At 39.2% G+C, this 14956-nt stretch carries 10 protein-coding genes and 1 other annotated feature; of the genes, 6 read left to right on the top strand and 4 right to left on the bottom strand.

Going from position 1 to position 14956, the window contains the following annotated elements; all coding sequences use genetic code 11:
• The first annotated feature begins 5 nt into the window (after positions 1-5).
• The 4 genes from AC1Z3K_RS02485 (at position 6) to AC1Z3K_RS02470 (ending at position 6811) form a co-directional block, all read left to right on the top strand.
• Positions 6-1658: a glycoside hydrolase family 13 protein gene (locus AC1Z3K_RS02485; protein WP_461731742.1), complete on the top strand. Its 1653-nt coding sequence runs from the start codon at positions 6-8 to the stop codon at positions 1656-1658.
• Between the two features lie 79 nt (positions 1659-1737).
• The gene (locus AC1Z3K_RS02480) at positions 1738-2694 is read left to right on the top strand and encodes a LacI family DNA-binding transcriptional regulator (protein ID WP_461731741.1); all 957 of its coding nucleotides are present in this window, start codon (positions 1738-1740) and stop codon (positions 2692-2694) included.
• 950 nt (positions 2695-3644) lie between these two features.
• On the top strand, positions 3645-6182 hold the full coding sequence (locus AC1Z3K_RS02475; protein ID WP_461731740.1) for a fibronectin type III domain-containing protein: 2538 nt from the start codon (positions 3645-3647) through the stop codon (positions 6180-6182).
• 329 nt (positions 6183-6511) lie between these two features.
• A complete protein-coding gene (locus tag AC1Z3K_RS02470; RefSeq protein WP_426082239.1) occupies positions 6512-6811 on the top strand; it encodes a DUF1700 domain-containing protein in 300 nt (99 codons plus the stop codon).
• Between the two features lie 67 nt (positions 6812-6878).
• Here AC1Z3K_RS02470 and AC1Z3K_RS02465 read toward each other — a convergent pair whose 3' ends face one another.
• The gene (locus tag AC1Z3K_RS02465) at positions 6879-9107 is read right to left on the bottom strand and encodes an ATP-binding cassette domain-containing protein (protein WP_461731739.1); all 2229 of its coding nucleotides are present in this window, start codon (positions 9105-9107) and stop codon (positions 6879-6881) included.
• A gap of 80 nt (positions 9108-9187) precedes the next feature.
• Here AC1Z3K_RS02465 and AC1Z3K_RS02460 point away from each other — a divergent pair, with 80 nt between their 5' ends.
• On the top strand, positions 9188-10123 hold the full coding sequence (locus AC1Z3K_RS02460; RefSeq protein WP_426082236.1) for a helix-turn-helix transcriptional regulator: 936 nt from the start codon (positions 9188-9190) through the stop codon (positions 10121-10123).
• A 185-nt stretch (positions 10124-10308) separates the two neighbouring features.
• On the opposite strand, the gene AC1Z3K_RS02455 is transcribed toward AC1Z3K_RS02460, so the two are convergent.
• The 3 genes from AC1Z3K_RS02455 to AC1Z3K_RS02445 are packed head-to-tail and all read right to left on the bottom strand — an operon-like array spanning position 10309 to position 12854.
• A complete protein-coding gene (locus AC1Z3K_RS02455) occupies positions 10309-10968 on the bottom strand; it encodes a methionine ABC transporter permease (protein WP_426082235.1) in 660 nt (219 codons plus the stop codon).
• The gene (locus tag AC1Z3K_RS02450; protein WP_426082234.1) at positions 10953-11993 is read right to left on the bottom strand and encodes a methionine ABC transporter ATP-binding protein; all 1041 of its coding nucleotides are present in this window, start codon (positions 11991-11993) and stop codon (positions 10953-10955) included. Before AC1Z3K_RS02450 ends, AC1Z3K_RS02455 begins: the two co-directional genes overlap by 16 nt.
• 9 nt (positions 11994-12002) lie before the next feature.
• A complete protein-coding gene (locus AC1Z3K_RS02445; RefSeq protein ID WP_426082233.1) occupies positions 12003-12854 on the bottom strand; it encodes a MetQ/NlpA family ABC transporter substrate-binding protein in 852 nt (283 codons plus the stop codon).
• A 443-nt stretch (positions 12855-13297) separates the two neighbouring features.
• Positions 13298-13560, bottom strand: a binding site (T-box leader).
• Between the two features lie 183 nt (positions 13561-13743).
• Between AC1Z3K_RS02445 and AC1Z3K_RS02440 the strand changes: the two genes are divergently transcribed.
• Positions 13744-14928 carry a DUF6630 family protein gene (locus tag AC1Z3K_RS02440; RefSeq protein WP_461731738.1) on the top strand — a complete coding sequence of 395 codons (1185 nt, stop codon included), beginning with the start codon at positions 13744-13746 and terminating at the stop codon, positions 14926-14928.
• Positions 14929-14956: the final 28 nt, after the last annotated feature.

Raw genomic sequence — 14956 nt, 5'->3', positions numbered from 1 at the left:
AAACGATGGAAGAAACAGAAGTAGGAAATCAAAACGGACAAAATCAGAAATGGTGGCAGCAGGCAGTTGTCTATCAAGTTTATCCAAGGAGTTTCCAAGACAGCAATGGGGATGGAATTGGAGATATTCAGGGAATTATTTCCCGACTTGACTACTTAAAAAAATTAGGTATAACCGCAATTTGGCTGTCCCCAGTATACCAGTCTCCTAATGACGATAATGGCTATGATATCAGTGATTATCAGAATATTATGCATGAGTTTGGTACGATGGCTGACATGGAAGAACTGATTGATAAAGCAAAAGAAGCAGATATCAGAATTATTATGGATTTGGTAGTGAATCATACTTCTGACGAACACAAGTGGTTCATTGAGTCTAGGAAGACTAAAGATAATCCTTATCGGGATTACTATATTTGGCGGGATCCCGCAGCAGGAAAAGCACCTAATGAACTGCGCTCTATTTTTAGCGGCAGTGCCTGGCAGTTGGATGAGACAACAGGTCAGTATTACCTTCATTTGTTCAGCAAAAAGCAGCCGGATTTAAACTGGGAAAATTCTTCAGTCCGTCAAGAAGTATACAGCATGATGAACTTTTGGTTGGAGAAAGGTATTGGCGGTTTTCGCATGGATGTTATTGATTTGATTGGTAAACAGCCGGATCAGGAAATCACGGGAAATGGACCTAAGCTTCATGAATATCTTCAAGAAATGAATCAGGCCAGCTTCGGAAAATATGATGTAATGACGGTAGGTGAAACCTGGGGGGCTACGCCTGAAATCGCAAAGCTGTATTCTGATCCCAATCGTCAGGAGCTGTCCATGGTTTTTCAGTTTGAACATATGGGACTGGATCAGCAAGAGGGAAAAGATAAGTGGGACTTACAGCCGTTGGATAAAAAGAAACTGAAGGAAGTACTATCTAAATGGCAGACCGCTCTTGGAAATCAGGGCTGGAACAGTTTGTTTTGGAATAATCATGATTTACCTCGAATTATTTCCCGTTGGGGGAACGACCAGAACTATCGGGAAAAAAGCGGTAAAATGTTTGCAATTCTACTGCACATGATGAAGGGGACACCATATATATATCAAGGGGAAGAAATCGGTATGACGAATCGACCGGTTGCTTCTATTGAGGAAGTTCAGGATATTGAAAGTATCAATATGTACCATGAGCGACTGGCAGCAGGTTATACAAAAGATGAGCTGCTGCGTTCAATTAATGCTAAAGGGCGGGATAATGCGCGCACGCCAATTCAGTGGAACAGCTCTTCAAATGCTGGATTTACTACTGGAAAACCGTGGCTGCCGGTAAACGAAAACTATCCTTCTGTGAATGTAGAACGGGCCCTTGAAAATCCTGAATCTATTTTTTATACTTACCAACAGCTGATTCAGCTGAGAAAAGAGCATGCTCTGATTGTTTGGGGCGATTATGCATTGATTCCTGATACGTCAGATGAGGTTTTTGCCTATTATCGAGAATACAAGGGAGAAAAATGGCTGATTGTTGCCAATCTTTCAGACACAGCACAAGATTTCCTGTTAAAGGATACTGTAAAAGAGGAGATTATCAGCAATCGGACTGCTCCCATTTCCAATGCTAAGCTATTGAATCTGCGGCCATATGATGCTCTAGTGGTTCGTGTATAAAAGCAGCTTCTCATGTATAATAGAAGAAAAGAAATGCGGCTAATCTAAGTAACTAGCCAACTGGGAAGAGGTGAACGATGTGACCACACTATCTGACGTAGCTAAACTAGCAAATGTGTCCAAAATGACCGTCTCCAGAGTAATCAATCATCCGGAAAAAGTGACGGAAGAATTAAAGGAATTAGTTTATGAAGCGATGAAGGAACTGGACTATCATCCAAATATTGCAGCCAAAGCACTGGTCAAAAACCGCTCCCAGATTATTAAACTCTTTATCTTGGAAGAGATTGATACAACAGAGCCTTACTATATGAATCTGCTGATGGGGATTGCTAGAGCAGTTGGTAAAGCACATTATTCATTACAGCTGGTAACAAAGGATGGCTTTGACACTGGAACCTGTGACGGATACATCATTACTGGTTTTCGCGCCCACGATTTTGACTGGATTAAAAGCTTGGATAAACCAGTTGTATTGTTTGGCGAGAACAGTCAGGGAATTGATTTTGTAGACAGCGATAATCATTACGGTACGGAAATGACTACTAATTATGCAATCGCCTGCGGCTACGATGAAATTATTTATATAGGTATTGATGTGAATGAATCCTTTGAACAGTCTCGGGAACAAGGATATTTGCAAGCAATGGAGGCTAGCGGAAAAACCGGCAGAATTGAACGTTTTAATAATCGTTCGACGCTTAGTCAATTATTTATCGAAGCATATTGGGAAACACTTTCACCAAATACTTGCTTTATCTGCAGCTCAGACCGGCTGGCAATAGGAATTGAACGGGGAATTTCCAATAGTGGTGGTAAAATACCAGAAGAATACGGGATTATCGGTTTTGATGGTGTTTTCCTGGATCAGGTGAGCTCGCCAAAACTAACAACAGCTAAGCAGCCAATCGTCAAAATGGGTGAGGTCTGTGGAGAGATGCTGGTTAAAAAGATTGAAGAAAATGGAGGAAGCCAAGGCTATCGACGTTTTTTACCGGAATTAATCGTCCGGGATTCTACAAAGAGTCAGTCGTAATTCTCCTGTAAAATACAAATCAGATAAATGGATAAGCAGACGATTTCGTCTGCTTTTTTTGCGATTCCATCAGCATGAATTATTATTGATTCTTTTTTTATAGTTATATAGATGTTTTTTGCCAAAATCATATAAAGAATAGGTATAATCTATCTAGTTTCAATCGCATGAGTCAGCTAATTACAAAATATGAGTATGTCCTATCAAAAGCAGTCGAGATATCCTCGTGTTACTTTTTTTTTTAAGAAATTATACTTTTTAGCTAAAAAATAAATTTTATTTGAAACTTTTCTGTCTGGATAGATGTCTAATAAGTGTCCGGACGAAAGAAGGAGAGTTATGGAAAAGAAAGTACAAATCAGACTGGTTAAGGAAGCAAAAGTTGGGGATGCTCAGGCATTTGTACCGCTTTGTGAAGCATAACTATTCATAGACAAAAAAGTCCTTTATACTACTCTTGGATGACTTATCCAAGACCAATAAAAAGGATTACCACATGGAAGAGTATAACGCAAAAACATGTTTTCAGAAATGGTTTTCTGCAATAACGTTTGATTCTTTATCTGAGAAAACCAAATGAACCAGCAAAAACGTTGATTAGTATAGTAAAAAGCTTGATTTTAGAGCCATTCTAAAAATTCTCCTTTTTCATTTTCAGCAGGTTGGTGTTTTCAGATTATTCTGACTATATCTCTGCAACACCGGTGAAAGAATATATGTTGAAATATTCTATAAAAATATTTTATTTATTGTTATTTAAAATCTATATTTAACAGCCTTTGGATATAGTCTATAAAATTTTTAAAAGAAAAATATATCTACATCTATAAGGGGTTCATTTTCTCATTTTTTTCCTAAACCAGCTGAAAACCTGATAAGCTAAAAAGTTTTTGCATGTTATAATTGAGTTGGTTAGTAGTCTCAATTATTAGGGCAAGGAGTGTGGGAGAATGAAGTTTTATAAAGAAAAACTGGCAAAATTAATGCTTGCTGTTACACTTATTTTTTCATTTAGTTTAACAGCTTCCAATGGTTATGCAGAGGAACAGGAACTGGTTGTCAATAATCTCAACCAAGTATTAAGAGATGATATTGGTACAACTGCCTATTTGAATTATCAGACAGAGGCTGTGAAATCCAGTAGTGTTCCTCAACCGAAAACAGTTATTTATTATTATCAGGATGGGGAAAGCTTTGATAAAGGGCACAATGGCAAGACTGCAGCGGCGACAACGGCAAATAGTCGAGTGGGCTATCACAAAGCTGTAGTGGAAGGCTTGAAGCCGCAAACCCTGTATCATTATCGTGTTGTCGATGAAAACACAGGAGCTGTTTCGAAAGAATATTCATTTGAAACGAAGGGAGCAGTCACAAACTTCTCTTTTGTTGCGGCAGCAGACGGCAATTACCGCAGTACTTCATCTTACCAAAACTATTTTGGTGTGACGTTGTCTACGGCAGTGAACAAGTTTCCTGAATCAGCATTTATTATGCATACAGGAAAGGCCAATAGTACATTGACCGATGAAAAGCATTGGAATGGTTATTTTGGGTTAGCGCAGAATACGTTTGATCAGTATCCTTTGGTGCCAAATACAATTTCCAAGGGTTCTGCAAACAAGCTTTTCCAGCTTAATTATAATTTGACTGGTGTTAGTAATGATACTAGCAACTATTCATTTGTTTATGGAGATGCCTTATTCCTAAATGTCAACAGTCAATTGACCGGTACAAAAGATATTGAAAATCATATTAGCTGGCTGAAAAAAGAAGTTGCAACCAAAGGTCAAAGTAAATGGATTATTGTTAGTGTGGGAAACAGTATTTACGGCAGTTCTTCAACAGTAAGCTCGGCTAATAAAAAGCTGGCAGCTGCTTTTGATGAAGCTGGAGTAAATCTGGTGATTCAAGGGAATGATGATGCATATATTCGCTCATATCCGATTTCTAAGAGTGTAGTACTTTCCGATTATCCGGGAAGCACAGAAATTGCTCATAAAGATGGCGTTATCTACCTATCACCAGGTGCTTCCGGAGCTGAGCAAAAGAATGGCGCAACTGGTCGAGAATGGATTAAGACAGCCAGCAACTACAGCAGCAGTACTGTAAAAAAAGCTGCTGACTACAAAATGTACAGTAATATTCAGGTAACTGCTGAAAAAATTGAAGTAACAGCATATACAGTTAATGGACAAGTTGTTGATCAATTTGAAATCAACCGGAAGGATACGCCGGAAAGAGAGAGCCGCCAGCTAATACCGCTGGGTGTAAATAATGGTTTTGGTTCAGATTCGAAAACAACGCGTTCAATTACATGGCAATCTGATGCAACACTTAATTCAGCAGCGATTGAAGTTGTTGAAGCAGGTCAAGAGTTTACAGCAGAAAATACTATGGAATTCACGGGTACTTCAACTAAGAATAAAAGTATCCTCACAAAATACAATGTGAATAAGGTACAACTGATAGGTTTGACTCCAGGTACGAAGTATGAGTATCGCTTGCGTAACTATTATACAAATCCAAAGACTGGTTCAGTTACGACCTATTATAGTGATGTTTTCAGCTTTAAAACAGAAAATCAGAAAGCAGAACCATTCACCTTTATTCATTTGGCTGATTCTCAAAGCTCACTAGACGGATATGCACCATATTTTGGCAATACCTTGAATAAAGCCTTGGGAATGTACCCGGAAGCACCATTTATTATTCATACAGGAGATATGGTGGAGACACCAAATGAAGCGAATTTCACCAGCTTCTTCAATGCAGCAGGCAATACATTTGCTTCAACGGCATTCTTGCCAGTATTAGGAAATCATGAAGGGAGCTCTTCTTCTAACGAAGTATTTTATCAAAATACCTTCAGTGTAGATAATGTCAATGGCTTCCCATTGAACTACTCCTATGTTTACGGAAATGCGCTATTCTTTAACCTGAATTCAAATCATGATTCAGATAAAGAACTGGATAAACAGATTGAATGGATGAAAAAGGAAGTTGCTGAAAAAGGACAGGATAAATTTATCGTTGTGGCGTTCCATAAGAGTCCTTATGGCGGAAAATGGACTAGTTCTTCCAGTGGTTCATTGAGTTCAAAAAATATTAAGAAGAAATTGGTTCCTGTGATGGAAGATTTAGGTGTCAATCTGGTTCTATCTGGCCATGATCATAACTATATTCGCAGCTATCCAATTAAAAATAGTGTGCCAAATAAAACTATTTCAGATCACGGGAATATTTCAACAAGTGAAGATGGAACAATCTATATGGTTTCCAGAAACAGTGGGAAGAAAACATACACGATGGAATCCCGCAAAGATTGGACCGATGTTTTATGGGGCCCAAATGTTAAAGATATTACAGGAAAAGAGAATTATCCGGAGAATACAGTCTTTTCTGCAGTTGAGGTTACAGATTCTGCATTAAAGGTTACAGTGCGAACTGCCGGCTACGAAGTGATTGATGAATACACAATCACAAAATAATTGTAACTGTTAAAGCTAAGGCAGCAGAACAGACGAGGTTGTGACAGAAGTGTTCAGCTTCAAGCAATAAGGCGGAAATTCCGAAAATTGTTCCATAAATTTTTGCGAATTTCCGCCTTATTGTCGAAGAAGTTACTTCTGAAACACCGTTTATCCGGATTTAAGGGACTGAGGCATACTAATGTCACAGTCCCTTTTTTTAATTCTCTAGGTCTTTTATTGGAGAAGGAATGGACCTTAAGGCTGATAGGAAAATCAGTTCGTAGCTGGATAACGTTTCTAGTTTGCTCTGTTATACTAATAAAAAAAGCGAACGGAGATGTTTAAAAATGAAAAAAATCGGTGTAGTTTTGTTTAATGTATTATTTACTTCTTGGGCGTTGTTTACGGTATATGTATTGCTTGCAAGTGCTTGGTTCTCATTAGCAATGTTTGCGGTATCACCAGTCTTAGTAGTCGGAGCTTTTATAGTTGGGCTGCAGCATTTTATGATTCTCAATTTTGCCTTATCCCTGCTTCTGGCTTTAGCGGCACTTGTGATGATACCAGTACTACTGCAGGGAACCAGATTTGTTCAACGATTCGTTTCCGGATACTTCACACAAATGAGACTTATCTGGAACTCTTAATAGATTAAAAAACACCTCGAAGGACTCAGTGAAAACTGAAATCATCGAGGTGTTTTTATTTTTATGTTTAGTCAGATAAATAGCGCCCTGTAATTGAACGTGGGTGATTTACAGCTGATTCAGGTGTTCCCTCAAAGAGAATTTGTCCGCCGTTTTTGCCAGAGCCAGGGCCGAATTCAATCATCCAGTCTGCTAAGCGAATCATGGCAGTGTTGTGTTCGATTACATATAGGGTGTTGTTCTTATTCAGAAGCTCTTCAAATACATTTAAAAGAGCTTGGGTATCTTTATAGCTTAAACCACTGGTTGGTTCATCCAAAATAATGATTTTGTTTGAACAGTCCAAATTGCAGGCAAGCTTCAAGCGCTGAAGTTCACCGCCGGATAGAGTATCTAGTGTTTGTCCGAGCGTTAGGTAACCTAAGCCAATCTCATTTAGCCAGTGTATTTTCTTTCTGATTTTTTCCTGATTATTGAAGAAGGATTCGCTGTCTTCAATAGATAAACTCAATACCTGTGAAATTGATTTCCTTTGGTAAAAATAAGTAAGAGATTCCTGTTTGAATTTTGTACCGTGACACAGCTCGCAGTCAGCTCGTACAGCTTCGAGGAAAGCAAGCTCAGTTTCGATATATCCTTTCCCTTTACAAACTGGACAGGCTCCTTTGCCGTTAAAGCTGAATAAACCAGCGGGCACTTTATTTTCCTTGCTGAACAGCTTGCGGATATCATCTAAAATACCAATATAAGATGCCATAGTGGAGCGGCTGCTTGTATGCAGCCGTTTTTGATTAACGTAAAAAATCAAATCACCATACTTTTCCCGCAAACCTTCTGCAAAAGAGCTTTTCCCAGATCCTGCTACACCAGTGATTGCTAAAAGTCGATTTAACGGCAGTTTTACAGAGGCCTCAACGACGTTATTTTTTGAAATCTTTTCTGCAAAGAAGTATTTCTCTTTACTGACAGGCCGCTTTGCTCTTTTTAAGCTGGGCTGCTGTTTTTGACGAGCGGCCCATTCTGTATAAGGTCCCTGGCCAATCAGCTCGCCGCCATGAAGCCCTGCTCCAGGCCCTAACTCATAAACAGTGTCAGCCAGCTCAATGATTGTAGGGTCATGATCAATTAAGAGCAGTGTGTTTTCTTTTGCTTTGATTGCATGTATCAGTTGTCCGATGGCCTGCATATCCTGTGGATGTAGACCTGTGCTAGGTTCATCGAGAATATAGAGCATATCAGATAGACTGCTGCCGATTGAGCGAATCAGTTTAATCCGCTGAGATTCTCCTCCAGAAAGTGTGCCGGTTTCACGCGACAAGCTAAGGTAGTTTAAGCCAACCTGACAAAAATAATCCAGCTGCTGGATTATTTTTTCTGTGACTTGCCGAGTTTCTTTAGGCTGCAGCTGTTCTAAAAACAATTTCAGCTCGTCCAGCTGCATGTCCAGACATTCACCGATGTTCTTGCCGTTTAATTGACAGGAAAGAGTTTTTTGATTTAGGCGATACCCGTGACAATCCGGGCAGGTGGTTTGAGTGATCACCCGCTGAATTTCAGGGAGGTATTTTTTTTGCTGCTTCGATGTAATGTGGATAAACGTCTTTTTGATTCTTGGAATAATTCCCTCATACATAGAAGATTTATACCAGCCAGGTAATGGATGGGGCGGTTTCAGCTCTGGTGAGTAGAGCAGAAGCTCAAGTTCCTCCTCAGAAAAATCTTTAATCTTTTTATTGTTGTCAAAAAGTCCCGAATCCACATATCGTTTCCAACGGTAGCTTCCTGGCTCGAACGTATCAAAGCAGATTGCTCCTTCATTTAAAGATTGTTCAGGGTTCAATAATTCCTCCACTTTAAAAGTAGTCGTTAGACCCATACCTTGACAGGTGGGGCACATTCCTGCCGGGTTGTTAAAAGAAAACACATCTGAATAACCGACGAACGGCTGGCCAAAACGTGAAAAAAGAAGTCGCAGGGTTGGATTGATATCGGTTGCTGTTCCTACTGTAGAACGGCTGTTGTCTCCCATTGGCTTCTGATTAACAATCACAGCAGGTGAAAGATTTTCGATAAGATCGACTTCCGGAACGGGAAGATGAGGCATTCGATTTCTCACATAGCTTGGATATGTTTCATTCATCTGCCGTTGTGCTTCAGCTGCTATAGTATTGAACACTAATGATGATTTTCCAGAGCCGGACACACCGGCAAAGACATTAATTTGATGTTTTTCAATAGTTACATCAATATTTTTCAAATTTCTAGTACGAGCACCTCTAATTTTAATTTGACTCATAGTCATTCCTCCTTTACTCTATAAGTATATAAAATGAATATGACAAAAAATGTCATATTAAAGTATAAAGAGGGAAAAAGATGAAAAAAGAGCAGACAATTTATGAGATGATGTGGTATATCCAAAACAAGAAAGAGTTTACGGCACAGGAACTGGCTGACCGCTTCCAGTTATCCATAAGAAGTGTTTACCGTTATATCACAGATTTAGCAGATTTAGGTTTATATGTGGAGAGTAAGAAGGGAAGAAATGGCGGGTTTACAGTGCTGGCCAATCAGGTTTTACCACCGGTTCTATTTACGGAGAACGAAATTATTTCTTTGTATTTTGCAATACAGTCTTTGGCTAACTATGAAGAGTTTCCGTTTCAAATGAACACAGTTACTGCTGGTGAGAAGCTTTTATCGGTAGTTCCTAAGCAATTACAGGATAAGCTCCTTCATTTGGAGGATCATTTCCAGTTAGCAGTGCCCAAACAAGTAGTAGAAAATTCCTTTTTAAGTGATTTGATGGCAGCAGCAATGAATAAACAACAGATAGAAATAAAGTATCGTTCACCTCAATTTTTATCGGTCAAGGTTTTAGAACCGATTGGTATTTATGCAGCAAATGGGTTCTGGTATTTGTTTGCAGTTGATACTGCGAGGAAAGAGCCGCGACACTACCGGATTGACCGGATTCAGTCCGTTACGGTAGTTGCTGAACAAAATCAGACAAATTTGACATTGAAAGAACTGAATAAAGAATATGAACCGAAGGAGCCGGTAAAGATGTTGGTTGAACTGACGGCAATAGGTCTGAAACGTTGTTTAGAAAATCGATACCTTTCTAAAGGAGTACTATCTGATGAGAAAGGCAGGAGACTTGAATTGACGATTGATCAGCGGGATATCCCCTATACGGCTGAATATTTGATTATGCTTGGCAGGGAAGCAGTGATTAAGGAACCAAGAGAGCTTGTTGAGTTTGTTGTTCAAAAGTTGGAAGGGATATTGGAGCAGTATGCTGCAGAATGAAAAGAAGTCGATAGAGAAGACGCTCCATCAGGGGGTCATCCATTTATAGATGGGTGCTTTCTTTAAAAACTTAAAAAAAGCATTAAACGCTGAAAATCAAGCAGAATTTATCCTTGATTTTCAGCGTTTTCTAGTTTCGATTTCAATCCATATTTATTTGGGGAAAGATGGTTTTCTGTTTGTGGTTATTTTGTCAGGTGCTCCGCTAGACGGTCACCTAGCCATTGAATCAATTGAACGAAAATAATCAGTAGGACAATGATGATTACTAACACAAGAGTTTCATAGCGATAATAGCCGTATTGAATTGCTAAATCGCCGATGCCGCCTGCCCCAATTGTTCCGACCATGGCTGAGTAACCAAGCAGACTGATAATTGTTAAGACGACTCCCCGTACGAGAGCAGGCAGGCTTTCCGGGAGAATCACTTCCCGAATAATCAGACCGGGTCCCGCTCCGGAAGCAACAGCAGCCTCAAGAATGCCATGATTAATTTCTGCAAATGCACCCTCAGCGATACGTGCAAAAAACGGGATGGCAGCGATTGATAGGGCCGCAGCTCCACCCAATGGTGTATAAGGATCACCAAAAAGCAGTGCGAGAAACGGAATTAAAACAACTAATAAAATCAGAAAAGGTAGTGAGCGAAGTCCGTTTACTAAAAAGCCGGCAATACTATTAATAACTGGACGTTTAGCAAATAACGGACTGCTTGTAAAAAAGAGCAGCAGACCGATCAGTGTCCCAAACAAAATGCCAACAACAGTGGAAACAGCAACCATCAAGCCTGTGTCAGCCAGAGCTTTAGGTAAATGTTCCTGTAAGATGCTTAGCGTACTTTCCATGAACTCGCCTCCTCGTTTAAAATTTTCAGACTGTGGACATGCTTCTGAATTTCAGCAACAGCAGCTGCAATGGCACTATCTGTTCCAGTAAGATAAACAAATAAAATGCCAATTACGTCGTTTTGGATATACTCGATTTTTCCATGAGTAATACCAATCAGTACATCAAATTTTTTTGAAATTTCTGAAATTAAAGGATCTAATGCAGCGGTTCCCTGATAGCGAAGTTCCAACAAGGTTCCTTGATTTAGTGTATTTTTCAACTGATTTGGAATTGTCAGATTAAAGAAGCGGCTGACTAATTTCTTTGCAATTGCCGATTGTGGTTGAGCGAAAAGTTCAAATGTAGAGCTTTGCTCAACTATCTTGCCGTTTTCCATGACAGCAATACGTTGAAACAACCGCTTGGCTACTTCCAATTCATGGGTAATAAAGACGATTGTAATCCCCATTTCCTGATTGATCTTTTCCAAAAGCTTTAATATTTCTTCCGTTGTTTCCACATCCAATGCACTGGTAGCTTCATCGCAAAGGAGAATTTCCGGATCATTCGCTAATGCACGGGCAATACCAATCCGCTGTTTTTGACCACCGGAAAGATTATTCGGATAGCTGTGCTTTTTATCAGCTAAATCAACAAGTTTTAACAGCTCGTCAATTCTCTCTGCTTGCTTGTCTTTAGGATAATCCCCAGCTTTTAATGAAAAAGCAATATTTTCAGCTATCGTTCGGTTTTGAATTAAATTGAAATGCTGAAAAATCATCCCAATTTTCTGTCTGATTTTTCGAATACCTTGAGTATTCAGTGTGGTGATATCTTCTCCATTGATTTTTATCGTTCCTTCAGAGGGAAGCTGTAGGAGGTTCAGCGTACGAATTAAGGTACTTTTCCCAGCACCGCTTAATCCAATTATTCCAAAAATTTCACCGCTTTTCACCTGAAAAGAAACGTCATCTACTGCCTTGACTGTTTGCTTTTTTTGATTAAAGGCTACCGTTAAATGATTAACTTCAATTTTTGTCATAGCGCTGGCCTACTTATCTGTCCAGCTAGCTGGCTTGTCAAAATCCTTGAAAGGAGAATCAGCAATGCCATCTTTGAATTCCTGACTGCTTAACACTGCTTTTACGGCTTTGCCAAATTCCGAGTCGGCTTCATCACTACGAACAACAAAAACATTTTTGTATTCTTCCTTCAATGATTCAAGGGCAAGTGCATCGGCAGGGTCTAAAGAAGCTGCCCAGGCAAAGTTTCCGGGAACTAATGCTAAATCAACCGTATCCAGTGAACGAGCCAGCTGAGCCGCGTCCAATGTCTTAAATTCGAGATTTTTAGGATTTTCTGCAATGTCGCTAACAGTGGCTTTTGTTTCATCAACCTCTTTGTTTAAAGTAATCAAGTCATTGGCTTCTAAAAGCTGCAAAGTACGCGCAAGATTAGAAGCATCGCTGGCAATCGCCACTGTTGATTTATCTTTTAAATCGTTTAGACTATCAAGCTTCTTTGAATAAATTCCCATGCCTAGCGTTGGTACCCTGTCTAAGGCGGTTAAGGAAAGATTATTATCAGAAGAAAATTTTTCTAAATAAGCAGTGTGCTGAAAAAGATTACCATCGATTTGTCCAGTATCCAATGCTTTGTTTGGCTGAACGTAGTCATTGAACTGCTTAGTTGTCAACTTAAATCCTTGTTTTTCTAACAATGGAGAAATAACCTCTGATGCCATTTCTCCGTAAGGACCAGGAGCAACGCCAATCACAAATTCTTCCGTTTCTTTAGCAGCATCTGCTCCGTCTTTCTTTGCAGCTGATGAACCGCAGGCAGATAAAGATAATAAAATTCCCGTAGCTATAATTCCTGTAATTAATTTTTTCCATGTTTTCATTTGTCATTTCTCCTTTATTTTTTATTAACAAAAAAATGTGCCTGAAGAGAGTTCTCGTGCCAGTAATAATCCCTAAGATGGAAAAGAGGAGTACATGCAATATAACTTGTATTCAAACTATCAGAAGCTCCTATTCAGTCAATTCATGAAACCGTTTAGGTAGTTCCATGATTCTTGAGCAAGAAATTCCTTTCCATGGTGTGGTAAAGAAAAGGTTACAACGCTCAAAGCAATCGCCTTGTACTGTGCATCATCAATTCGTATAACTCATTGTGATTTACAGCATGCTTTTCATCATCTACTCTGCTTACGCAATCGTAGTGATTCACAAGTGAGGAAATTCCTTTCCACGGTGTGGAAACCAATGCTTTTCATCATCTACTCTGCTTATGAAATCGTAGTGATTCAAAGCAAAACTCCCGCCCTTTTTCTACGTTATGCAGAAAAAGGACGGGAGTTAGATTCTCCGTGTTACCACCTTTATTTACTGTTTCCTTACGGAAGTACAGCCTCAATCAGTACAGATGTTCCTGTTTTTGTCATCGATACTGTGATGCTGTAACGGGCATTCCCGTCAGCTGCTAATCAAGGACTCGCAGCTGCTTGCTCAAAGACCATCTTCCAAACTGCTTCATTTATCCCTTCTCACCATTCAGGACTCTCTTAAAAAATCATCAGTATGTACTCTTCTTTTCAAAGCATTTTTGTTATTGAGAACACTATACTGGAATAAAAAAGACCTGTCAACCTAAAAGATGTGAAAATAATGAGAAGAGAACTCATTTAACTATAAAAAAACATTGAAAAACTGCCAAAAAGAAAAAAATTAGGTACTTTAACGTCATTTAATATGATAAAATCAAATGAAGAAAGAAAAGGGGCGCAAGGTATGAGATTTTTTAAACGAATATTTGGAAGAAAATCAGAACCAATTGAGATTGATTTGAAACCAATATCTAATATAAAAACAACAGAAATTAGCAAAGAAAAAGAGCTTAGGATTTTTCAAGACCTTTCAAAGCATGAACTGTCAAAAGTGGCTGAAAGTATTCAAGCCATTGCAGATAAACAAGCAAAGAATCAGAAACAGGCATATATTGACTTAGCCGGCTGGTTCACTCAGCGTAATCAACAGGCAGTTTCTGGGATGACACTGGTTCTGAATGATACGCAGGCATTTTTTGAACATTACCAGCTATTCTTGTCTCAGGGCTTTATTGAACAACTGACGGTTTCTGAGCTGGTTGAAGAATATGATGGTACATCCCTGTGGGACAAGCTGAACTGGGTCCTAAAGGCATGCGGCTACCTGACTGAGATTGATTGGAAAGAAGACGCAGAAGATTTTGTCTATTTTGTTGACGAAATTATAAAAAAATATAACCTGTCTTTAGACCATACTAAAATTATTGATACGGAAGCCATGGCGCCTGAATTTTTTCAGCAGCTGAAAGAAGCAATGCCAGACCAATTAGTGCTTGTCTGCCTTGATTCAGAGTCCGATTCTTACCAGTTAGCTGTTTTACCAGTTGAATACGCTGAACAGGTGAGAAAGGCTGTAGAAGTCTTAAATCGACGGCTGCACTGGTTCTGGAAAGTTGGACAAATAGAAGAAGCAAAAATTTCGATTGGCAGCTACAAGAAAGTTTGTCAAAAAATCTGGCGGCTGTATATTCCTGCCCAAGGACAGTCTACTCATCTGTATGGAGAGCTGCTGCGTCAGGTAGAAAAGCTGCGTTGGGAAGCCCAAAATAATGGAAATATTAACTGGGATAGCAATTTTTCCTATTTTTGTGATTTTATCGGAGAAGAGTTGACACAAGATCCTGCAGTGCCTTTAAAAGACAAGCAGAGGATTTTAGAAGCAGTAACGACTTTAAAGGAAATCGGTGAGCGGACAGAACAATACCACGAAGGGCATATTTCTGATGAGGAGATGTTTGCTGAGGATTCCGCTTTGTTTGCCTATGTTAAGGATGACCTGTATGATATGTTGGGAGATTATATTGGTTATCTCTATGAAACAAATTTAGAGATACCAGCATTTACGCCAAAAGAAGGTATCTATCGGTAAAGGAATAGAAAATTTTAAAATAGGCTGG

Source organism: Enterococcus sp. LJL128, assembly GCF_056924295.1.
Note: the sequence above shows the minus strand (reverse complement) of the source record. Positions and strands in the feature narration are given on the sequence as shown.

Bases quoted from the DNA above. Each gene is read 5' to 3' on its own strand.
- AC1Z3K_RS02485 (WP_461731742.1), top strand. From the start codon at position 6: ATGGAAGAAACAGAAGTAGGAAATCAAAACGGACAAAATCAGAAATGG.
- AC1Z3K_RS02475 (WP_461731740.1), top strand. From the start codon at position 3,645: ATGAAGTTTTATAAAGAAAAACTGGCAAAATTAATGCTTGCTGTTACA.
- AC1Z3K_RS02470 (WP_426082239.1), top strand. From the start codon at position 6,512: ATGAAAAAAATCGGTGTAGTTTTGTTTAATGTATTATTTACTTCTTGG.
- AC1Z3K_RS02465 (WP_461731739.1), bottom strand. From the start codon at position 9,107: ATGAGTCAAATTAAAATTAGAGGTGCTCGTACTAGAAATTTGAAAAAT.
- AC1Z3K_RS02460 (WP_426082236.1), top strand. From the start codon at position 9,188: ATGAAAAAAGAGCAGACAATTTATGAGATGATGTGGTATATCCAAAAC.
- AC1Z3K_RS02455 (WP_426082235.1), bottom strand. From the start codon at position 10,968: ATGGAAAGTACGCTAAGCATCTTACAGGAACATTTACCTAAAGCTCTG.
- AC1Z3K_RS02450 (WP_426082234.1), bottom strand. From the start codon at position 11,993: ATGACAAAAATTGAAGTTAATCATTTAACGGTAGCCTTTAATCAAAAA.
- AC1Z3K_RS02445 (WP_426082233.1), bottom strand. From the start codon at position 12,854: ATGAAAACATGGAAAAAATTAATTACAGGAATTATAGCTACGGGAATT.
- AC1Z3K_RS02440 (WP_461731738.1), top strand. From the start codon at position 13,744: ATGAGATTTTTTAAACGAATATTTGGAAGAAAATCAGAACCAATTGAG.